Origin of the sequence: Acetobacter sp. (genome assembly GCF_047721705.1) — a bacterium.
Taxonomy (GTDB): domain Bacteria; phylum Pseudomonadota; class Alphaproteobacteria; order Acetobacterales; family Acetobacteraceae; genus Acetobacter.
The window spans coordinates 1-20,804 of the sequence record NZ_JBDNXK010000001.1; the positions used below are offsets into that span (position 1 = coordinate 1).

At 57.4% G+C, this 20,804-nt stretch carries 18 protein-coding genes; 7 read left to right on the forward strand and 11 right to left on the reverse strand.

Going from position 1 to position 20,804, the window contains the following annotated elements; genetic code table 11:
• On the reverse strand, nt 1-791 hold a 791-nt coding region (locus tag ABF824_RS00005; RefSeq protein ID WP_415485747.1), incomplete at its 3' end, for a pyridoxal phosphate-dependent aminotransferase.
• Nucleotides 792-1,010: 219 nt separating this feature from the next.
• On the opposite strand from ABF824_RS00005, the gene ABF824_RS00010 reads away from it, so the two are divergent.
• Nucleotides 1,011-2,489, forward strand: a complete 1,479-nt coding sequence (locus ABF824_RS00010; RefSeq protein WP_415485748.1) for an aspartate ammonia-lyase — start codon at nt 1,011-1,013, stop codon at nt 2,487-2,489.
• Between the two features lie 9 nt (nt 2,490-2,498).
• Here the strand turns inward: ABF824_RS00010 and ABF824_RS00015 are convergent, their stop codons facing one another.
• A complete protein-coding gene (locus ABF824_RS00015) occupies nt 2,499-3,437 on the reverse strand; it encodes a LysR substrate-binding domain-containing protein (RefSeq protein ID WP_415485749.1) in 939 nt (312 codons plus the stop codon).
• A gap of 329 nt (nt 3,438-3,766) precedes the next feature.
• Between ABF824_RS00015 and ABF824_RS00020 the strand changes: the two genes are divergently transcribed.
• The 5 genes from ABF824_RS00020 to ABF824_RS00040 all read left to right on the forward strand — a co-directional run bounded on the left by ABF824_RS00020 (nt 3,767) and on the right by ABF824_RS00040 (nt 10,686).
• Nucleotides 3,767-6,226: a TonB-dependent receptor plug domain-containing protein gene (locus ABF824_RS00020; protein WP_415485750.1), complete on the forward strand. Its 2,460-nt coding sequence runs from the start codon at nt 3,767-3,769 to the stop codon at nt 6,224-6,226.
• Nucleotides 6,227-6,397: 171 nt separating this feature from the next.
• Nucleotides 6,398-7,090 (forward strand): fumarylacetoacetate hydrolase family protein, encoded by a 693-nt coding sequence (locus ABF824_RS00025; RefSeq protein WP_415485751.1) that lies wholly within the window; start codon nt 6,398-6,400, stop codon nt 7,088-7,090.
• A 159-nt stretch (nt 7,091-7,249) separates the two neighbouring features.
• Nucleotides 7,250-9,856 (forward strand): ATP-dependent chaperone ClpB, encoded by a 2,607-nt coding sequence (gene clpB, locus ABF824_RS00030; protein ID WP_415485752.1) that lies wholly within the window; start codon nt 7,250-7,252, stop codon nt 9,854-9,856.
• Between the two features lie 129 nt (nt 9,857-9,985).
• Complete coding sequence (locus ABF824_RS00035; RefSeq protein WP_415485753.1) at nt 9,986-10,411, forward strand: YidH family protein; 426 nt, start codon at nt 9,986-9,988, stop codon at nt 10,409-10,411.
• A gap of 107 nt (nt 10,412-10,518) precedes the next feature.
• A complete protein-coding gene (locus ABF824_RS00040) occupies nt 10,519-10,686 on the forward strand; it encodes a DUF1328 domain-containing protein (protein WP_415485754.1) in 168 nt (55 codons plus the stop codon).
• On the opposite strand, the gene ABF824_RS00045 is transcribed toward ABF824_RS00040, so the two are convergent.
• The 7 genes from ABF824_RS00045 to ABF824_RS00075 form a co-directional block, all read right to left on the reverse strand.
• Complete coding sequence (locus ABF824_RS00045; RefSeq protein ID WP_415485755.1) at nt 10,661-11,188, reverse strand: disulfide bond formation protein B; 528 nt, start codon at nt 11,186-11,188, stop codon at nt 10,661-10,663. The genes ABF824_RS00040 and ABF824_RS00045 overlap by 26 nt on opposite strands.
• A gap of 83 nt (nt 11,189-11,271) precedes the next feature.
• Nucleotides 11,272-12,630 carry an alpha,alpha-trehalose-phosphate synthase (UDP-forming) gene (locus ABF824_RS00050; RefSeq protein WP_415485756.1) on the reverse strand — a complete coding sequence of 453 codons (1,359 nt, stop codon included), beginning with the start codon at nt 12,628-12,630 and terminating at the stop codon, nt 11,272-11,274.
• Nucleotides 12,631-12,632: 2 nt separating this feature from the next.
• A complete protein-coding gene (gene otsB / locus ABF824_RS00055; protein WP_415485822.1) occupies nt 12,633-13,373 on the reverse strand; it encodes a trehalose-phosphatase in 741 nt (246 codons plus the stop codon).
• Between the two features lie 279 nt (nt 13,374-13,652).
• Complete coding sequence (locus tag ABF824_RS00060) at nt 13,653-14,240, reverse strand: DUF2155 domain-containing protein (RefSeq protein ID WP_415485757.1); 588 nt, start codon at nt 14,238-14,240, stop codon at nt 13,653-13,655.
• Between the two features lie 8 nt (nt 14,241-14,248).
• Nucleotides 14,249-14,464, reverse strand: coding sequence for a hypothetical protein (locus ABF824_RS00065; protein ID WP_415485758.1), 216 nt, complete (start codon nt 14,462-14,464; stop codon nt 14,249-14,251).
• On the reverse strand, nt 14,461-15,033 hold the full coding sequence (mlaD, locus tag ABF824_RS00070) for an outer membrane lipid asymmetry maintenance protein MlaD (protein ID WP_415485759.1): 573 nt from the start codon (nt 15,031-15,033) through the stop codon (nt 14,461-14,463). Before mlaD ends, ABF824_RS00065 begins: the two co-directional genes overlap by 4 nt.
• A gap of 118 nt (nt 15,034-15,151) precedes the next feature.
• Complete coding sequence (locus ABF824_RS00075) at nt 15,152-15,520, reverse strand: NADH-ubiquinone oxidoreductase subunit NDUFA12 family protein (protein ID WP_415485760.1); 369 nt, start codon at nt 15,518-15,520, stop codon at nt 15,152-15,154.
• 223 nt (nt 15,521-15,743) lie between these two features.
• On the opposite strand from ABF824_RS00075, the gene ABF824_RS00080 reads away from it, so the two are divergent.
• Nucleotides 15,744-17,330 (forward strand): vitamin B12-dependent ribonucleotide reductase, encoded by a 1,587-nt coding sequence (locus ABF824_RS00080; protein WP_415485761.1) that lies wholly within the window; start codon nt 15,744-15,746, stop codon nt 17,328-17,330.
• Between the two features lie 95 nt (nt 17,331-17,425).
• Here the strand turns inward: ABF824_RS00080 and ABF824_RS00085 are convergent, their stop codons facing one another.
• Nucleotides 17,426-19,939: a glycosyltransferase family 2 protein gene (locus ABF824_RS00085; protein WP_415485762.1), complete on the reverse strand. Its 2,514-nt coding sequence runs from the start codon at nt 19,937-19,939 to the stop codon at nt 17,426-17,428.
• 164 nt (nt 19,940-20,103) lie between these two features.
• Nucleotides 20,104-20,802 (reverse strand): hypothetical protein, encoded by a 699-nt coding sequence (locus ABF824_RS00090; RefSeq protein ID WP_415485763.1) that lies wholly within the window; start codon nt 20,800-20,802, stop codon nt 20,104-20,106.
• Between the last annotated feature and the right edge of the window lie 2 nt (nt 20,803-20,804).

The following is a 20,804-nucleotide window of genomic DNA, read 5'->3' on the forward strand; positions in this document are numbered from 1 at the left end:
ATATTGTTCATGACGGCGATCAGATCGCGCGGACCACCGCAGAACCCGACGCGCCAACCGGTCATGGCATAAGCCTTGGACACCCCGTTGACTGTCAGAACACGATCTTTCAGGCGCGGCTCAACTTCCGCCAGCGTGCAGAACTGGAAATTATCATAGACCAGATGTTCATAGATATCATCGGTCATGATCCAGACATGCTCATGCTTCAGCATGACTTCGGCGATTGCTTCCATATCCTTGCGCGGACAGCATGCTCCCGTGGGATTGTTCGGGAAATTCAGCACCAGCCATTTGGTACGCGGTGTGATGGCAGCATCCAGAGCTTCAGCGGACAATCGGAAATTATTCTCCGCAGGACACGGCACCTGCACAATGTTCGCGCCGCCAAGCCGTGCAATGTCAGCGTAACTGATCCAGTAAGGGGTCGGCAGCACAACCTCGTCACCGGGATTGCAGGTCGCCATCATCGCGTCATAGATGATCTGCTTGGCGCCATTGGCCACAAGAATTTCATCCAGCGCGTAATCAAGATGATTGTCCCGTAGGAACTTGGCCTGAACGGCTTTCTTCAGAGCCGGCTTGCCAGCCTGCGGCGGATACTTCGTGTCACCGCCGCGCGCCGCCTCAACAGCCGCTTCCACCGCGTGGGACGGTGTCGGAAAATCAGGCTCACCCGAGGACAGGCTGACGATTTTCAGCCCTTCGGCCCTGAGGGCGGACGCCTTGTCCGTCATGGCCGCAGAAGCAGAGATTCCAATCCCGTTCAGTCGATCTGCAAAGCCACGCATCGGCGATCTCTCCCACACTTTTGACAAAAATTATACAAATACAGCTACTCCTTACTTTAAATCGTTACGGTCAAGAATAGATAGAAATGAAAATGGTCTGACCTCATAGCATAATCATATGGGGTCCAGCCGAATGTGCCGAGGTATCGTGGCTGAATTACAGCAGTTTCGTTCCCGCAATCAGATCCGTTTCTGTATAGCGATGGAGAACTTTTCGGCATGTCCTCTTGCCCGACCGCCCCGATAGCTGATGCCGTGTATGACGCAGAACGCGGCGCTTCATCTTCTCCGGGAAAAGCAGCGATTTATCGCACCGAACGCGATCTTCTCGGAACGGCTGAGATCCCTGCCGACGCACTCTGGGGCGTGCATACTTTTCGCGCCATGCAGAACTTCCCGATCAGCGGAACGCCCATTGGGTCATTTGGCGCGCTGGTGAATGCTCTGGTCACCGTGAAGCAGGCAGCCGCCCGTGCCAATCACGTCCTCGGTTATCTGGATGAGAAACGGGCTGAGGCGATTGAGAAAGCCTGCACCACAATTTTGTCTGACAGCCGGTATCACAAGTATTTCGTCGTGGACGCCATACAGGGCGGGGCTGGCACATCCTCCAACATGAACACGAATGAAGTCATCGCCAACGTGGCGTTGAAACTTCTGGGAGAAGCACCCGGCACTTATGCCGTGCTCCATCCCAATGATCATGTGAACATGGCCCAGTCCACCAACGATGTTTATCCCACAGCCCTCAGACTGGGACTTATCCAGGCCACAACGCCCCTGCTGGAGGCGTTGAAAGGTCTGGCAGCTGCGTTTGCCGCAAAAGCTGATTCCTTCGGACAGATCCTGAAAGTGGGACGCACCCAGCTTCGCGATGCCGTACCCATGACTGTGGGGCAGGAATTCCGGGCTTTTCAGCATACGATAGAAAATGAAATTCGCAGCATTGGCGACAGTCTCTCCATGTTCCTGCAAGTCAATCTGGGGGGAACCGCCATCGGCACGGGCCTGAATACGGACCCGCGCTACCGCGATCTGGCCATCAAGGAACTCCGGTCCCTGACCGGACACCCGGTTGAGTCTGTCCCTGACCTGATCGAAGCCACCTCAGACGTCGGTGCCTTCATCGCTTTCTCCGGACAGATTAAAAAGCTGGCGCTAAAACTGTCCAAAATAGCCAATGATCTGCGGCTACTCTCCAGCGGACCACGCGCCGGTCTGGAGGAAATCACGCTGCCAGCCGTGCAGGCCGGTTCCTCCATCATGCCGGGAAAGGTCAATCCGGTTATTCCGGAAGCCGTCAGTCAGGTGGCCTATCTGGTCGCCGGTTATGATATGACGATCACGCTATGTGCGGACGGAGGGCAGCTCCAGCTCAACCCGTTCGAACCGACAATCGGTTATTGCCTTTATTCCTCGCTGAAAGTTCTGCATTCGGCAGTCGAGATCTTTGCGACCCGCTGTGTTTCGGGCATCTCCGCGAATGTCGCACAATGTCAGTATCTGTCGGACCGCAGTATTGGTCTCGTGACAGCTCTTGTGCCTGTTCTTGGATACGACATCTGTTCAGCTATTGCGCGCCGTGCACTGGCTGAAAACAGGACCGTAAAAGAACTCGTGCTTACGGAAAACCTGTTGCCGGAAGACAGGCTTGAAGCATTGCTCCGTCCGGAAGCGCTCACGCATCCCAATCTCTAAGACAATAGGTCACAAGGTAGGCTGAGTGCCGGGCCAGTTGCGCGATTCCGCCATGGATCGCGCTAGATCGATCAGGATCTGACGCACCGCCTGAGAAGCCTCGGTGTCCGGAATCAATTCCGGCATACAGAGCGAGACATCTTCCTGTATGGTCGGATTCTGCAAAGGGTATATCTTTGATTTTCCCGGAACAACAATCCGGCTGGCCACAGACCACGGCAGGATCGTACTCCCCAGCCCCTCGGCAATGGCATCCCGCAACGTCATCAGCGCCTCGATTTCCGCCACGATAGTAGGCTCGAGTTGCTTGCGCACAAAAGCCATATCAATACTTTTCCGCACAAAATTATGCCGTGGCGGCACGAGCAGGGGAATCTCGGTAATATCCTGAAGTTGCACGGCACCTGTTTCCGAACAAGGCAGCTCAAGAGCTTCCGGCGCAAGCAGGAAGAATTCCTCCCGCATCAATGGCATGAAGACGACACCCTTGATGGGCCCGGCACCATGAATGACCGCCATATCGAGCCGACCCGTCATGATCAGTTCGCTGTAGATGTCGTCAAAGCTTTCAGTCAGGTGAAGCGTAATGCCGGGTAGTTTTTCCCTGACCAGACGCAGCAGTTCAACCGACAGGGTCGAACCGGCACTGTAAGGCGACAGGCCAACCGACACTTTCCCAACCAGCGGTCCACTGCCCTGCGTGATCTCCACCATCGCACGATCCAGCTGCTTGATCAGGGTCTGCGCATGGCGATAGAGATCGGAACCGGCCGCTGTTGGCGTCACACCACTTTTACTGCGAATAACAAGCTTTTTTTTAAATGCACTTTCAAGGGTAGCCAACTGCTGACTCAGGGCAGGCTGCGCGATATTAAGCAGATCCGCTGCACGTGAAATGGACCCTAGGTCGATGATCTTTACGAAAGCCTGAAGGCGCCTGATGTCCATATAAACCTCCGGGTCGATCCTGATAAAGCAGAAGCCCAAGAAGACAAGGTTTGACGTTTTCAGTCAATGAAATGCCCCACCCCGGACAGCCCTACTATCGGAAGAACATGGGACAGAATAGCAGATCATTACGTCTGCATGGGATTGAACCCACAACAATATTTTACATATTCCTTTCCATGAAAAGGAATATTCAAAAATACACTCCATGATTTCCGATCAGAATCGTTACATATCGATAATCTGTATGACGCCACATCATAACGATACCGTATCATATTAATTAACGAGTTTGTTGTGCTCATTTGTGCGGTCTTCGGGAGAATGTCATGGCGGGTCTGTCGAAAAAGAAACTCTATCTGATTTCCGGAGTGATGGTGAGCACTTTCGCTCCCGCACTCGCTCACGCGGAAACCTCTTCTTCGTCCAAAACCGCGAAAACGTATAAAACAGCAAAAAAAGTGACGGTTGCCGCACGCCCGGCTCATAAAGCCCCTACCTCTGTTCATGCTTCCAATGCAGAAGAGGTGCACGTTGCTGTCCACAGAACGAATTCCGTTTTCAACACATCCACGCCGCAGCACAGCACAACGCAGGTTACAGTCGTAACAGGCGCGGAACTCCTCAAAACCGGCCAGACCAATGTTCTTTCCGCCCTCGCACAGGCGAACCCGGCCATCACCACCGCAGCCCTCCCCGGCGGTGGCGCAAGCTCCTTCGTGCAGACCATGCAGCTTCGCGGCCAGTCGCCGGATGACACGCTGATTCTGGTCAACGGACATCGGCGGCACATCGGTGCGAACTTCAACTCCAACGCCGGCACCAACTGGGGCAGCGAACCCGCCGATATTTCGCTTATCCCAGTCAGCGCCATTGATCATATCGAAGTCATAACCGAAGGTGCGTCCGCACTCTATGGGCAGGACGCCATTGCGGGTGCCGTGAATATCGTGCTCAAAAAAGATACGCACGGCGGCAGCGTCAATTTCAAGAACAGCGGTTACTATGCGGGCGATGGACAGGCGCTCGATGGCTCGGCGAATTACGGCATGGCGCTTGGCGATAAGGGCGGATATCTCGATCTCGCTGCGCAGATCTCGCACCAGTTGCCGACAACCCGCGGCGGCAACTTCTACGGTACAATGTTTGACGATGAACGGAATGAAACTGCAAATCGCGATGTCCAGCGCGGTTTAGGAATTCCCAAATCGACCCTGGAAACGATCAGCGAAAACATGGCTGTGCCGTTTGGTCAAGGCTATCAGTTCTACAGCACATCGACGTTCTCGCACCGTCGCGCCAATGTTGCGGAAACCTATCGCGCCAATTCCGGCTCCGATACGTGGATTAACCCCTCGCTCTATCCCAATGGTAATCAGCCCTACATTACCATGGACCAGTACGACTTCGAGACCGACAACGGCATCAGAGCACGCAAGTTCGGTTTTGCGTGGGATGCCTATATTACCTACGCCCGCGACAAGCAGGATTATGGCACGAAAGATTCCGAAAACGTTTCGATCCCGGACAGCACCCAGACTTCCTTCTATGACGGTGCCTCAATCGCCTCCGAAATGACGGCTGGTCTGCGTGGCTCCCGCTCCTTCCGCACAAGCTTCCTGCCCCGTGAAATCAATCTTCGGTTCGGCGGCGAATATCGCCATGACACATTCCAGATGACGGAAGGTGAACCCGCATCATGGCAGGGCCTTGGCGCCACCGATCACCCGGGTAACGTGCCGATGGCGGTGACCCATCAGAACCGTGACGTTTACGAAGGTAACGTCAATCTTGATTTTTACGTCACCAAGAAATGGGAATGGACGTTGGGCGGTCGTGCAGCCAGCTACAACAATCTTGCGACTGTGGAAACAGGGTCGATCGGCACGCGCTACAATTTCAACAAGCGCTGGGCCATTCGCGCCAACATCAATAGTGGCTACCGCCCGCCGACACTGGGTGAAATGTCCTACTTCTATTCAGCCCCATATCCCGGCTATACTGTCGATCAGGTTCCGGCCAACAGTGCGATCGCCAAATATCTGGGCGCTGGCAAGATGAAAGGTGAATATTCGCGCAGCTATACAATCGGCTTCGACGCGACACCGGTTGATAACTTCCATGTCACTGGCAACCTGTATTACATCGCGATCAACGGACGTCTGGGCAGCACGAAAACCTACAGCGTCAATCAGAGCGACACCGCACTGATGGATCTGCTCGCAGCAGCAAATCTTAATAGCGCGACATCGCTTTCCTATTATTCCAATCTCTACAACACCCAGACTTTCGGCGGCGATCTGAACGCGAACTACACTCTGCATACCAGACGCTATGGCCAGTTCGTGTTCGCGATGGGCATCAACTTCTCTGATAACGAAATCCGCTCGGCCAAGGATAACCTCGTCAACGAATACACCAAGCAGGTGGTGCTGCATTCCGCGCCGAAGAACCGTGAGCAGATCAGCGTAAACTGGGAAATGGGCAAGTGGTCGGTCTTCGTGCAGGAAATGCGTTACGGCTCGATCATCTACATGGCAGCACCGACCGGTCCGGGCAGCACGCCGTTCAAGCAGAACCCGGGCTTCATCACCAATCTGGAAGTTGACTATAAGATTACCCCCCGCTGGACTGTTGGCGTCGGTGCCAACAACCTTGGTAACAAGTATCCGACCCGTATTTCCCGTGCTATCTCCAACACCCAGCAAGGCCTCTCCAAATATGCGTCCTACTCGCCATACGGGTTCAATGGCGGCATGTATTACGTGAAGACCTCCCTCAACTTCTGAGGCTTTCACCCAACACCTAGAACTTCTGAAAAGCCCCTTCCTCAAGGGGCTTTTCCTGTTTCAGGCTCCCATAGTGGAAACAATCATCAACACATTTCAGCGAACGACTGCCTATGCTCTTAAAGACAGGGCTATCCGCCTGTTAAAGTGAGAGGAAAAGGATACCGATGAATGCAGTATGTCTTTCCTCCCCCCTCCCTACCCGCCATTCCGGTCGTCGGCGCGGACGCCGCGTTTCCTGTCCGCCGCATCTGGTGCGTCGGTCGTAATTACGGCGAACACACCCGCGAAATGGGCGGCGACCCAGCCAGTGACCCACCGATCTTCTTCGCCAAACCGGCTGATGCCGTCACGCTGGAACGGACGCTGCCGTTTCCTCTACACACGAACGATCTCCACCATGAGATCGAACTTGCCGTCGCCATCGGTGGAGAAGGCGTCAATGTTCCGGTCGGACAGGCACTCGATCTGGTCTATGGCTATGCCGTCGCACTCGACATGACACGACGCGATCTTCAGGCCATCGCCAAGAAGAAAGGACAGCCGTGGGATCTGGCCAAGGGGTTCGACCAGTCCTGTCCCATTGCTCCCATCCGTTCCGTTGCCGAGATCGGTCACCCCACGGAGGGCCGTATCGCGCTGCATGTGAACGGCGAAGTCCGTCAGCAAGGCGACATCAAGGATCTGATCTGGTCAGTTCCCGAGATCATCGCCGCCCTATCCAGTTTTGTGGAACTGCGACCCGGCGACCTGATCCTGACCGGCACGCCATCCGGTGTTGGTCCCGTCGTGGCGGGTGACAGGCTGATGGGAGAATGCGAAGGCGTGGGACGACTGGAGGTCGCATACGCTCCGCGGGACTGAGGGTTGCAAAGATGGTTTACGCGCCTCGGTAAACTCTTGCATTCGTTTTTCCAGCCCCCATATCCTTCAACAAGATCAAGACCATGGCCGCGCTGCCTCCTTGAGGGGCGCCCTTCATGGCCCTGACCGTCGCCTCACTTCAAAGGGACAAACAGGAATATGGATATTCAGAAATTTACTGAACGTAGTCGTGGCTTTCTTCAGGCCGCACAGACGATTGCGCTTCGCGAATACAACCAGCAGCTCACGCCGGAGCACCTGCTCAAGGCGATGCTGGATGATAATGAAGGCGCAGCCTCTTCGCTGATCAAGGCCGCTGGCGGCAACCCGCTCGGCGCACTTTCCGCTGTCGAAGAAGCACTCGCCAAACTGCCAAAAGTTCAGGGAGGCGGAGCCGGTCAGCCTCAGGCGACGCCCGACCTTGTGCGTTTGCTCGACAATGCCGAACAGGCCGCCCAGAAAGCCAATGACTCTTTCGTGGCGCAGGACCGTCTTCTCGTCGCCATAGCGGCGTCTGACACGGCCGCCGGTCGCGCCCTGAAAGACAATGGCGCGTCTGCCGATGCGCTTGAAAAAGCTGTTGCCGCTGTCCGTAAAGGCCGCACCGTCACCAGCGAGAACGCCGAGGCCGGCTTCGACGCGCTGAAGAAATACGCCCGCGACGTGACCGCCGTGGCGCTGGCTGGCAAGCTTGATCCGGTGATCGGTCGTGACGAGGAAATCCGTCGCGCCATTCAGGTTCTTGCACGCCGCAGCAAGAACAATCCTGTTCTGATCGGTGAGCCGGGCGTTGGTAAGACCGCCATCGTCGAAGGACTGGCCCAGCGTATCGTCAATGGTGATGTGCCGGAGGCTCTTCGCAACAAGAAGCTGCTTTCCCTCGACATGGGCGCGCTGATCGCCGGTGCGAAATATCGTGGTGAGTTCGAAGAACGTCTGAAGGCGGTTCTCAAGGAGATTGAATCCGCCGAAGGACAGGTCATCCTGTTCATCGACGAGATGCATACGCTTGTTGGTGCGGGTCGCTCCGATGGCGCGATGGATGCCTCCAACCTCATCAAGCCGGAACTCGCCCGTGGCACGCTGCACTGTATCGGTGCAACAACGCTCGACGAGTATCGGAAATACATCGAGAAAGACGCGGCGCTGGCCCGTCGTTTCCAGCCGGTGTTCGTTGGTGAGCCTTCGGTGGCCGACACGATTTCAATCCTGCGCGGCATCAAGGAGAAGTATGAACTTCACCACGGTATCCGCATCGCCGACGGCGCGCTTGTCGCCGCTGCTACGCTGTCGAACCGCTACATCACCGACCGCTTCCTGCCGGATAAAGCCATCGATCTGATCGACGAGGCTTCCAGCCGGCTGCGGATGCAGATCGACAGCAAGCCGGAAGAACTCGACGAACTCGATCGTCGTGTCATCCAGCTCAAGATCGAGCGCGAAGCGCTGCGCAAGGAGGATGACTCCGCCAGCCGCGAGCGTCTTGAAAAGGTCGATGCCGAACTGGCCGAGCTGGAAGAGAAATCCGACGCGATGAACGCCGCCTGGCATGCGGAAAAGGATCGGGTCAACGCTGTTCAGAAGCTCAAGGAGCAGCTGGATGAGGCGCGGTCTCAAGTGGAAGTCGCACAGCGTAAAGGCGATCTCGGTCGTGCTTCGGAGCTGATGTACAGCACCATTCCGCAGCTTGAGGCCAAGATCACCGAGGCGCAGAACGAAGAGCAGAGCAATTCCGCGAACGACCTCGTCTCGCAGGCCGTCACCGAGCAGAGCATTGCCTCGGTCGTGTCCCGTTGGACCGGCATCCCCGTGGATCGCATGGTCGAAGGCGAGCGCGCGAAGCTGCTCCGCATGGAAGACGAGCTGCGCAAGCGGGTTGTTGGTCAGGAGCCTGCACTCAAGGCCGTGGCTAACGCAGTCCGTCGTGCCCGTGCAGGTCTTCAGGACCCGAACCGTCCGATTGGTTCGTTCCTGTTCCTCGGCCCGACCGGCGTCGGCAAGACCGAGTTGACCAAGGCGCTTGCCGAATTCCTGTTCGACGACGAAAAGGCCCTGCTCCGCATCGACATGAGCGAGTTCATGGAGAAGCACTCCGTGGCCCGTCTGGTCGGCGCGCCTCCGGGTTATGTCGGCTACGAGGAAGGTGGTGTGCTGACCGAGGCCGTACGGCGTCGTCCCTATCAGGTCATCCTGTTCGACGAGGTGGAAAAGGCCCATCCGGACGTCTTCAACATCCTGCTTCAGGTGCTGGATGACGGTCGTCTGACCGATGGTCAGGGCCGCACGGTGGACTTCCGCAACACGCTGATCGTGCTGACCAGTAACCTTGGTTCCGACGTTCTGGCCAACCAGCCGGATGGTGAAACCACCGACATGGTGCAGGCTCAGGTCATGGAAGTCGTGCGTGCGCACTTCCGGCCCGAGTTCCTCAACCGTCTGGACGAGATCGTGCTGTTCTCGCGGTTGCAGAAGAAGGACATGGCGCGGATCGTGGATATCCAGATCGCCCGCCTCCAGTCGCTGCTGACCGACCGGAATATCGTGATCAAGCTGGACGATCTTGCCCATCAGTGGCTGGCCAACGAAGGCTACGATCCGGTCTACGGTGCTCGTCCGCTCAAGAGAGTTGTGCAGCGCAGTCTTCAGAACCCGCTGGCGGAACTGCTGCTCGAAGGCACGATCCACGACGGCGAAGAGGTCAAGGTCTCGGCCAATGGCGATGGTCTGATCATCAATGGTCGCGAGGCGGCAACTGTTCTCGCCTGATCGGCTGGCGCATTCCTGAAAAGAAAAAAGAGGCTCCGTTCGCGGGGCCTCTTTCTTTTTATTCGTCAGTAGCAGAGCGGCTACACACAGAAGAAAGACGTAACCGTTCTATGGAAAGGCGCGCGCGACATGCGTATGTCGTGCCTGACCATGTTCGCCCGACCGCAGGAACCCGTGCTCATGATTGAACATTACACCGACCATGCCGCCAATGAACGCACCTTCCTTGCATGGGTAAGAACCGCTCTCGCTCTCGTTGCGTTTGGTTGCGTGCTGGCGAAATTCGATCTTTTTCTGCATTTCCTCGCGGCCCAGCATCCTCTTCCCATCCACAACTCTTTCGCCTCCACCTCGCAGATCGGCGTTCTCACCGCGAGCGTGGGCGTTATCATCCTTCCTCTTTCCTATTGGCGGTTCACCAAAGTACGGGCAGCCCTGAATGACACGAGAAAGATGGATATTGCTCTCGTGAAGGTGGAAGGGCTTCTGACACTGGTGTTGGTGGTCATCTGTCTGGCAGCCATCGCGGCATTACTGCCCGCGCTGCATGGATAGATGTCAGAGGAAGACCAGAACCCGTTCGGAACACCCAAACAAAGCCTTGCAACTTTTTATGCCAGCATTGCGTTCATCGGATAACCTCTCAATGACGGAGCCATCCCATGGACTTACTTCGCTGGACACTGATTTTTCTGGTCTTTGCTCTGATCGCCGCAGTCTTCGGCTTTACAGGCATCGCTGCCAATTTCGCCTATATCGGCAAAATCCTGTTCTTCATCTTTATCGTTCTGTTCGTCGTCAGCCTTATATTCGGTCGCCGACGCCCCTGAGCAGCATCACAAACCCGATCAGGACCAACAGGGCGGCGAGTCCGCCCAACTCCGTAAGGGAAACAGGCAACCAGTCGAACAGATAACTCGGCTGGTCGCACGGCTTTCCCGGTTGCAACGGCATGGAAGCCAGACGTTCAGCGATCGTCTGGCCTTTGAGTCTGGGTGCCGCACATTCCGGCAGAGGGCTAGCCCAGAAGCCCCATTCCACACCTGCATGAATCACACTGAGGACTATTGCGGCCAACAGGGGTGGAACGCCACACCAACTGACTGAACGCGCCCAGCGACGCGGCACCATCATGCCAACAAGGCCAATGGCTATCAGGATTCGCCAGGGCCAGCGTTCCCACAGGCATAAGGCACAGGGCACCAGCCCACGCCCGTTCTCCAGCCACCACGCAAAAGCAAGCGCAATCGCTCCCGAGACGATGAGCAGCAGACTGGGCAGGCGCACCGTAACCGGGGTTTGCCGGCTGAAAATCCTGCGTCGTGACATCATACTTATGGGCCCTGCTTGCGCACGTGGTCATTCATTTTGGGGAAAGAGGTTATACCCCTCTCACCCGCATTGATGCCCTTCTATCACGCAGTGCCCTCTCTCCGCGACCTATGCAGCATGGCAAGGAAATCGCGGGCCCATGTCCCGGCCGTCGTGTTGCGAATTTCCAGATTGAGTGCGTTCCACCGCCGCTTGCGCTCTTCCCGACTCATGGTCAGCGCTTGATGCAGCGCATCGGCGATGTCATCCGCGTCATGAGGGTTGACGAGGAGCGCTTCGCCCAGTTCCGGCGCGGCGCCCGCAAGATGGGAGAGCACAAGCGCACCGGGATCGTCCGGATTCTGCGCAGCGACATACTCCTTGGCGACCAGATTCATGCCGTCCCGAAGCGGCGTGACAAGCCCCACATCCGCCATGCGATAGAAACCCGCAAGAACCTGTCGTTGCACGGGCCGCGTCAGATAACGAATCGGCGTCCAGTCACAGGCAGCAAATGCCCCGTTGATGCGCCCCACGGTCTCATCAAGCTGACGCCTGAGCTGGCGATATTCCTCCACTTCCCCCCGCGAGATCGGAGCGACCTGAAGATAGGTCACATGGCGATGATGTTCGGGATAGCGGGTCAGAAGCCGTTCATATCCGAGGAAACGCTCTTCCAGTCCCTTGGAATAATCCAGCCGGTCAACACCGATGATCAGCGGCTCATTGTGAAGACTTTCACGAAGACGCTTCACTTCCAGCCCATTATCCGAGTCTCGTGCCTCTTCCGCGAACGCCACCGGGTCGATACCGATCGGGCAGGCCACCACTTTCGAGGCATCGGTCTCGTTCTCGATGCGCATGCACTCCCACAGATTCTGACAATCTTCTTCGGTCTGCACACCAATGAGATTGTAAGCCTGCATGTCCTCCAGCAGGGCATCCGCACAGGGAAGAGCGCGGAACAGGCTCCAGGGCGGGAACGGAATATGGAGGAAGAAACCGATGGGGGCTGTCACACCAAGTTCACGGAGAGCCTGCGCCAACGGAAACAGATGATAGTCATGAACCCAGATGATATCGTCCGGTTTCAGCAGGGGCTTCAGCGTCCGGGCGAACATCCGGTTGACTTCGAGATACTGATGCCAGTCCGAGCGCCCGTAATTCATCAGGCCGAGACGATAATGACATAACGGCCAGAGAATGCCGTTCGAGAAATTCTGGTAATAGCCCCGATGCTGCTGTGGCGTCAGAGGAATCGTCGCGTAGGTGACCGTGCCGTGCTCATCTAGAGAAGGCTCCGGATCGCCCACAAAATCGGTCTGCTTACCGGACCACCCGAACCACAGGCAGCGTGGTTCGGTGCGCAGGGCATCGGCAAGCCCGACGGCGAGGCCACCGGCTGGCTTGTTTCTCTCCCTCGGATCCGGAACCCGATTCGAAACGATAACCAGACGTCCCATGATTAAGCCTCGTTATCCGCAGCGTTTATCGTTTCTCCACCGTCTTTTTCTGCAGGCACCAGAGACGCAAGCCACGACCGGAAGACTGCTGGCGTCGGGAAATCGGTGCCGATGCGGAATCCCACCCCACCCAGACGCACGGCGGCCTTGATAGCGTCTTCGTCCGTTACATCGTCCCCGACAAAAACCGGCTTACGCCCAGCAAACGGCGCGGCTTCCATCAGCAGGGACACGGCGTAGCCCTTGTCGACCCCGGCGGGTTTGATCTCCCACGCCATTTTCGCTGCCTGAATGTGAAATTTGTCGCCCTCTGTAGCAATCCATGCCTCAGCGGCTTTCCGCAGTTGCGCCTGCGCTTCCGGAGCCCCGCGATAGTGCAGGACGAAGCCACCGATCTTCCGCTCCAGACGTGTGCCCGGCAGCGATGCGACAAGTTCCTGCGCATCCCGCACCCATTCGCTCGGCACTGGCGGCAATGCTGCGCGTTCAATCGGTCCACCCGGACGATGGCGAATGGCTATTCCATGCTCACCCGCAACAGCAAAAGGCACATCACCCAGCAGAGCATCGATCTGGTCGATGGGGCGGCCAGAAATGACGGCCAGCGCGTCATTCGTTGCCGCACGCAGACGGAGCAACGCTTCCTTCAAACCCGGAGGCACGACGACATCCTCGGGGGTCGGCGCGATATCCACCAGTGTGCCATCAAAATCGAGCAGGAAGGCCACCTGATTCAACGGCATATGCGTTCGGGTCAGGGGAGCAGCGGGGTGCGAGGCCGAAACGCTGTTTGACGCAATCACGGTGAGAACTTCCCTCTTGGTCTGACAAACTTATGAGACGGTCTCGGCCTTTCCTGAGTGGCGAGACGCCATGACGGCAAGCGTGTGCCCGATCACCATGCCGGACGGGCCCGCCTTCAACAAGGCATCGCGCTGCAAGGATGCCGTGCGTCTCCTATTTACGCCCCACATCACTAAATGTTTATTGAATTACAATGCTGAAAGACGGTTTGAGCCATTTCACTCCGGCGCGGTGAGACCAGCACCATCATCGCCGGCCGCCGGCGCCTGTGGCGGAACATCGGTCGGAGGAGAGGGCGTTGCCGCATCCCCGGAGGAAGCCGGAGCCGTGGTGCCCGGCATTGGCGGAACCGGGGGCTTTTCAAGTGTGGGAAGCGCAGGCGGCACGTCTTCACCCTGACAAGTCACAACCCGGATGTCATAAATGGGGCTTTCAAAAACACCCAGCGAGGGTTCGGCAGCCAGCATCCATCCGCGGAATACGGCACCCTGCTCATGCCGGTCCTGCACATCCAGCCATGCAGCCGCATCGCGCCGCAATGTGGGGGCATGCAGGAGGCAGCGCGCAACAGTAATGTCCAGCGCCTCATAATGCTGGGCGCTCCCAACGGGAAGCGTGAGTGTCTCCACATGGGAATCAAGGCGGTTCAGCACACGGATGACCGCCGTTCCCTTTCCCTGCCATGTGTCGGCTGGATACATGGCAGGGGGCGCCAGAGGTTCCGCCGCGAAGACAGGGGAAAACCCAAGCATGCAAACAGCCAGCGTTGCCGCCACTTTTGAAAAAATCTTGTCCAGACCAGACATTCTACCGTTCACTCTCCAGCCTTCGGACTCGCAAGCGATGCCACCAGATCGGTGAGCATCTGCCGCATGGCAGTTTCATCGACCCCCATCAGAATGGCATCGTCAAACGCATCCCGCATGACATCCCGCAATTCCTCCCAGTTCTGTCTCAGAACCAGGAGCTTTTCCGTGCAGGAAACAGGATTACCGTCTGTCTGAGGCCAGATTGTGGGGGCGTCCTTCACGGAATGTCTCCACTCCCGGAAGAGGCAGGCGCGCTATCGCCCGCCTTGGCGTGATTGGCCTGCGTCAACGTGTCCGTTACCGAGAAGATGAATTTGCTCAGCAGCTGCTCGAGACTGATGGAGCCCTGAGTGATGGTCATGACGCCGCCAGCCTTCAGCATGCGCGTGTCAGCGCCGGGCGACAGGGCAATATATTTTCCACCAAGCAGACTGTCGCTTGTGATGATGGCCGCCGTATCAGTCGGCAACTCCACGTCTGGCCGCACGCTGAAATCCACACTGGCCTTGAAAGTCTTCGGATCGACGGTTTCCGAAACCACATGACCGATGGGAATACCCGCCAGCTTGACCTCCGACCCGACATCCAGCCCGTCAATATGAGCGAAATTTGCCGTCAGACGATAACCATCATCCGTTTTGCGGCCGCTATTGACGACGGCCACGACGAGCAGAACCGCAAAGAGGAGGATAACCGCGAAACCGACAATCAGTTCCGATGTCGCACGCGCCTTCTGCAACGGAGGCAGCGCCAGCGCAGATGGCTGGGAATTAGTCGAAACGGAACTCATCAGCCCTCACTACGCCCGAAATTTTCAGGCAGAATACCGGGCCAAGCCGTCTTTCGACAACCCCGCACATATTTCATTGCTGCAAGAAGATAGAAACGGCAACCCAGAGAGACTGCGATCAGTCTTCCGGGCTCCAGGATTCATAGTCACCCGTCGCAGCAGGACGTTTGCCACCGCGATAAGCGCTCCCGGGAGGACGGTAGGCTTCCGCCGTACCGGTCATGTCAGGCTGATGCGGCAACTGCCACGGCTTGCGAGCTTCCATCGGGATGGGTTTGTCTTCCATGTAATGGAGCCAACCCCACCATTCCGCCGGAACAGCCGAACCATCTTCACCCTTGTGATAGATCACCCATCGCTCGTGGCGCTCGACGCCTCCCCCCTTACGGGTGGGCGTCCGCGACTCGTAATAGGCGCGACCGTCATTGTCCTTGCCTACAAGACGTCCATGCAGGCGGGTATGAAGAAGGGTGCCAAGCGTTGCCATGACGTAACTCTATCCCAGCCTTCCCGTCTCCGTCCACTCCTGAACGGAGCATTTGTCCTTCACGATATGGGCACCAGAAGTGCGTTCCGATGCAGTCTTGCCGCGCCCAACCTCCGCGAAGAAAAGTTATCCCCCATATCCCCATTTTGCAGAGCATTGTGCCCCCCATATCCTCAGCCTGCCCTGCTTCCCGATGAAGCGGCGGGAACGATAATCTGGGTCCATGAACGCTCATCATTACTGGGACGGTGTGGAAATGCGCACCGTCATGGCCTCACCCGATCCCGATGCTCCGGCACGCGCCATTACGCTGCCCGCAGGATGGAGTGACGAAGCTGCGGCGGCCCTCGCCGAAATCGTCCCCGGAAGGGGAGCGGTTTCCCTGCCTGTAGAGTCCGGTCGCTGGATCTCTTCACTTGCCTCGCACGGCCATAAGCACTCTTCAGGTGAGAGGATCAGCGGGCGTTCGCTTGCGTGGCTGCTTATCCTGAGGCAGGCCGCGCCCACGCTCGCCGTATGGCATGGCGCATTCGATCGGCGACCGGGATTTGTCGTCAATCTGGCGGCCTTCGTTCTGCCGGGTGAAGGATTCGCCGCCGAGGCTTTCGTAGCCGCTCTCCGACTGCTGTGCCTCACGCTACGCGCCGATTCCAAGGCCAAGGAAGCGCGACGCAATGGTGAACTGCCTCTCGACGCCGTTTCCGACCGCGAGCCGAGCCTGTTCGATCTGCCGCTGACGCCACCTCCGGCGGATGCCACCATCGACCTGCTGCCCGACGCACCGCTGCCTATCGCTGGTGAACTTCTCCTGACCAATCTCGACGCCTGCCTCGCGGCACTGGGTCTCGACTATGACAGTGACGACGGGCGCGATGCGGCCTGCTCACTCGTGGCACTCACAACGCTCGTCGCACGCGAAGGCACCGGATGCGACTATCTGCCGTTGACGCCCCATCGTCATGTGATCGCCGGTATTTCTGCCGCCATCCGTGATGCATGGTCCCGCGCTGCGGTTGAAACGGACGCACCGGAAGCCCGCATCGAAACAGGCTTCTCTTCTTCCGGCCCGATAGATGCCCTGCTTGGATGCGAGGCCTGCGGCATAGCCCCGATCTTCTCGCCTCTGGATGAACAGGGACACCTGGCGCCCAGCACGATCAACCGACTGGCCGCCAAAGGCTTCTCTCCTGAAACTGCCCTTGCCGCAGCGCTGGCAGGCGAAAGCCCTCTGCGACTGCCTGACACGGATGCCCACATGCGCATGTATCGCGCATTGGCCGGCTTCGTGGATCGTGTTCCGGCGCGCCCCGACCCGATGGTGACGCCGCCACGCGCCCTTCCCCGTGGCGTCATTCGCCCCATGCCGGAACGCCATACGGGGATTGCCCAGAAAGCCGCCGTGGGTGGTCATCGCTTCTTTCTGCGAACGGCGGAATATGATGATGGCAGCTTGGGTGAAATTTCCCTGACACCAGCACGGGAAAGCGCAATGGTGCGGGGACTGCTCGAAAGCTTCAGTCAGGCCGTCAGCATCGGGCTGCAATATGGCGCGCCACTGGAAGATTTCGTCGAACGGTTCGCCTACTCGTCTTTCGGACCGGCAGGCACTGTCGAAGGCGATCCGGTAGCGTCCTATGCCACGTCGATTCTGGATTATGCCTTTCGCGCGCTCTCGAATCTTTATCTGCACCAGCCTCTGCCGGATGCGCCGCCTGCTGATTCAGACCGCGATCCGTCGCCTCTCCTGCCCTTCGATACGGAGCAGTCCTCTCCGGTCAACAGAAGAAAAGGGCTACGGCTGGTAAGCTGAACGCTCTTCTTAGCCTGTCATAACAAGCAAACAGGGCGGCCCGATTGGGGAACGCCCTGTTTGCTTGTCTACCAAGAAAGATGTGCGAAACCGCCTTATTCTGGCGTCACCAGATCATTATAATTCTGTTCCAGCATGAGATGCGGCGAATAGGTCGGATCGCGCCGATATATTTCGGTCTCCCCCCACCGCTGCTGCATATACTGCGTCTCGCCGAAGAAACGGGCCTCGTGCTCAGGACGATCATCGCTGCCCCGTGACAGGCTCTCGTGATGAACGGCAACGAAGCTGTTGCACTGAATGATCCGCCAGCCAGCGTCTCTCAGCTTCAGGCAAAGATCAACGTCGTTATAAGCAACTTTCAGATTCGTTTCATCGAAGCCACCCACTTCGCGGAACGCTTCCGCACGCACCAGCATGCCTGCTGCCGTGACAGCCGTTATCTCATGGCTGACCGCCGCGCGCGCCATATAGCCGTGATCGGTCCGTCGCAGTCCACGATGGACATGCACACCGACAACATCAGGGCCGACAACGACACCCGCGTGCTGAACTGCGCCGTTAGGATAAAAGAACTTTCCTCCGACCGCGCCGATATCGGCACCAGCCAGCGCTTCCCCGACAATGGTTTTCAGCCAGTTTCTGTTTTCCACAAACAGGTCATTATTCATAAAGAAATAGAATTCAGAGGAACTGGCCGCCGCAGCCAGATTATTCAGGCGGGAGAAATTGAACTCTTCCTTGACGGAAAGAACACTGATCCGCTTGTCCTTTACGATTTCCTGACAGAATTCCAGCGTTTCCTTTTCCGTTGACCAGTTATCGACCAGAATGATGTCGTATTTCTTGTAAACCGTGTGCTCCAGAATACGCGCGACACATTCCCGCGTCGTTTCCACCTGATCCCGGAAAGGAATGATGATCGAAACTGTCGGCTCCTGAGGAACGGCCCATCGGACGTTATAGATCGGCAGATTGTCGATCGCTTCAACCAGCGCCTTGTAGCCCACGCGCTTCAGATGATCGGCGACACAGCGCGCACCCGCGCTCACGGCATACTGCTTGTTGTCAATCGTCGCCGCTGTCGAATTGAGCGATTTGCGCCAGTGATAGAGAATTTCCGGCACATGCAGAAAATTCTCACGCGGTACGATTTCCGTCAGCCGCAGCATCAGATCATGATCCTGCGCCCCATCATACGCCGCACGCAGCTCTCCCGTTTTACGCAGGATATCGGTGCGCACCATCGTCAGATGACAGATGTAGTTGCATCCAAGAAGATAGCGATAATCGAAATCCGGCTTGAAATTCGGCTCCGAGAGATAACCCGCCTTGTCGATCTTGTCCTCATCGGAATAAATCACCAGCGGGTCACGCCCATAAGCCGCCTGAAGCATGGCCTCAAGCGCAACATTGACCATCACATCGTCATGGTCGAAGAAAGCGATCCATTCACCTTTGGCCGCCTTGATCCCTTCGTTTGTGGCCTCTGAAATACCGACATTCTTTTTCAGCCGGATCAGCTTGATACGAGAATCATTCCGGCAATAGTCGGCCATCCGGGCCGCCACTTCGAGCGACTTGCCACCATCGTCAACAACGATGAGCTCCCACTTGCTCCATGTCTGCGCCATGACAGACTCCACAGCCGCAATGAAATCCATCGTATCCGGCTTATAAGTCGGACATATGATGCTCACCAGCGGACCATTTTTAACAAATGTCTCCCCCAGTTCCTGCCGTCGTGCCGCCACACGGGCCCGAAGCGAGGCAAAGTAGCGCCGCGTCCAGGAATCATAATCGGCCAGATTGTAACGCTGCTCCGGCAGAAGATTGACGATCTGGGACCGGAGCGAGACTATTTCACGATGCAGGCGACTGACTGTCTCATTCAGCGACAGCAGATGCTCCTCCAGCTTGTCATCCACGAGTGAAGTGGTGACCGGGCTTCCCTCAAGTTCAACATGGCCGGGTTCGACGAAAAAGCTGAGGGTGGTGAGGCCCGTGCTGCGTTTATGCCGCGGGATGATCAGTTCGAAACCGCAGTTTGGATCCCCGCCGGTGGCAGCCGCGACATCCCCACGGAAGCGATCGGCGCAGATACGGGCGAAAGGTACCCCGCCCATAAGCACCGTCAGATCACACTGCCCTACCCGTTCTCCCGTTGCGGAATTGAGCCGCTGCACCCATCCCCGTACAGCCCCCTGTCCGAACCCATCGACAAAGGACGCATAAGTAAAACTGGGTTGAAAGGTAGTCCGTGTGTCTTTTTCTTCAGGCGCGCCGCCCCCTGCAAGGGAAGGAACAATCGACCGGTTCGGGAACCGCAGACCGATAGTGTGTTCCTTCCCATCCGCGACGGAATCCGGCAGAACAAACCGGAACCCAAGAGAAGGCGCGGCCACTCCGATATTCTGCTCCACGTCCGGCCGCGGCAGATCACAAGTCACACTCGCGATTTCCCGACCATCCAGAAAGACATGGAGTGTAACCGGCTGTCCGCTGTCCGTGAGATTGCAGGCCCAGCCTTTCAGTTCCAGTCCGTTAATTTCATCCAGATAGCCGATAAACTGGTCGATCCGCCGGGAGGTGGCCAAAGGCGCGTTCATCAAATTCCCCGTTCCAATATTCTCCCGACAACAACCAAGGGAGAAGCAGATAAAATAATAACGTCGATGGTAAAAAAGGCATCAACCTTCAGACGGCAGACCTCGACTCACCATGAACTGACATTCTCAATATCAGTTCTGATCGTTCGTCGATTCCTATGACGTCACGAACGGTCGGCACCCGCCAGAGAATTCCTGAGTTCGAGAAAACGCTTCATCGCCTGCCGCGCCCGTGAAGCATCACTTCCCAGCCGGATCAAAGCGGGTATCTGCAACGGATCACGCAGCAGTGACAGCAGCAGCGGCCCAACCCCCAAGCCACCATCAGGAGACAGGGCGATACCTGCCGCCGGTGGCAGCGTCCGATCCGCCGGATCGCACACCACGCGCAGGACGCCGAATGAGCGTTTAGCCTCCTGTGCCGCCACGGCAAGGAAACCGCTTTCCATGTCAAGAGCGCAGCATCCGCTCGCCATGGAAAGACGCTGCTTTTCTTCCTCCGTCAGCACAACTTCATCACTGTGCAGAAGAGCACCGCCAATCACGCCCGGCACACTGTCCGCCCCAAGCGTGCGCCGCAAGGACGGCGAACAGGGAAAGAGCTTTCCGTCTTTCACCACCACATCCGGTATCAGAATCGTCCCCGGACGCAGCGCCGGATCAAGTCCTGCCGCCAGCCCGAACGAGACAACGGATGGCACACCGCAGGCAGTCAGCCTCGCTGCCCCTTTCCGCGCCCCCTCTTTTGTCGCACCGCTGATGGCGATCGGCGCATTAGGGAAAAACTGTCGCAGAAGAGAGGCCTCGGCCTTCAGTCCCACGAGGAACCCAATGTCATCGGGGGAAGAAAAGGCCGCTGTCATAT

Bases quoted from the DNA above. Each gene is read 5' to 3' on its own strand.
- ABF824_RS00020 (WP_415485750.1), top strand. From the start codon at position 3,767: ATGGCGGGTCTGTCGAAAAAGAAACTCTATCTGATTTCCGGAGTGATG.
- clpB (WP_415485752.1), top strand. From the start codon at position 7,250: ATGGATATTCAGAAATTTACTGAACGTAGTCGTGGCTTTCTTCAGGCC.
- mlaD (WP_415485759.1), bottom strand. From the start codon at position 15,033: ATGAGTTCCGTTTCGACTAATTCCCAGCCATCTGCGCTGGCGCTGCCT.
- ABF824_RS00050 (WP_415485756.1), bottom strand. From the start codon at position 12,630: ATGGGACGTCTGGTTATCGTTTCGAATCGGGTTCCGGATCCGAGGGAG.
- ABF824_RS00075 (WP_415485760.1), bottom strand. From the start codon at position 15,520: ATGGCAACGCTTGGCACCCTTCTTCATACCCGCCTGCATGGACGTCTT.
- ABF824_RS00085 (WP_415485762.1), bottom strand. From the start codon at position 19,939: ATGAACGCGCCTTTGGCCACCTCCCGGCGGATCGACCAGTTTATCGGC.
- otsB (WP_415485822.1), bottom strand. From the start codon at position 13,373: ATGCCGTTGAATCAGGTGGCCTTCCTGCTCGATTTTGATGGCACACTG.
- ABF824_RS00010 (WP_415485748.1), top strand. From the start codon at position 1,011: ATGTCCTCTTGCCCGACCGCCCCGATAGCTGATGCCGTGTATGACGCA.
- ABF824_RS00035 (WP_415485753.1), top strand. From the start codon at position 9,986: ATGCGTATGTCGTGCCTGACCATGTTCGCCCGACCGCAGGAACCCGTG.
- ABF824_RS00080 (WP_415485761.1), top strand. From the start codon at position 15,744: ATGAACGCTCATCATTACTGGGACGGTGTGGAAATGCGCACCGTCATG.
- ABF824_RS00045 (WP_415485755.1), bottom strand. From the start codon at position 11,188: ATGATGTCACGACGCAGGATTTTCAGCCGGCAAACCCCGGTTACGGTG.
- ABF824_RS00090 (WP_415485763.1), bottom strand. From the start codon at position 20,802: ATGACAGCGGCCTTTTCTTCCCCCGATGACATTGGGTTCCTCGTGGGA.
- ABF824_RS00060 (WP_415485757.1), bottom strand. From the start codon at position 14,240: ATGTCTGGTCTGGACAAGATTTTTTCAAAAGTGGCGGCAACGCTGGCT.
- ABF824_RS00015 (WP_415485749.1), bottom strand. From the start codon at position 3,437: ATGGACATCAGGCGCCTTCAGGCTTTCGTAAAGATCATCGACCTAGGG.
- ABF824_RS00025 (WP_415485751.1), top strand. From the start codon at position 6,398: ATGCAGTATGTCTTTCCTCCCCCCTCCCTACCCGCCATTCCGGTCGTC.
- ABF824_RS00040 (WP_415485754.1), top strand. From the start codon at position 10,519: ATGGACTTACTTCGCTGGACACTGATTTTTCTGGTCTTTGCTCTGATC.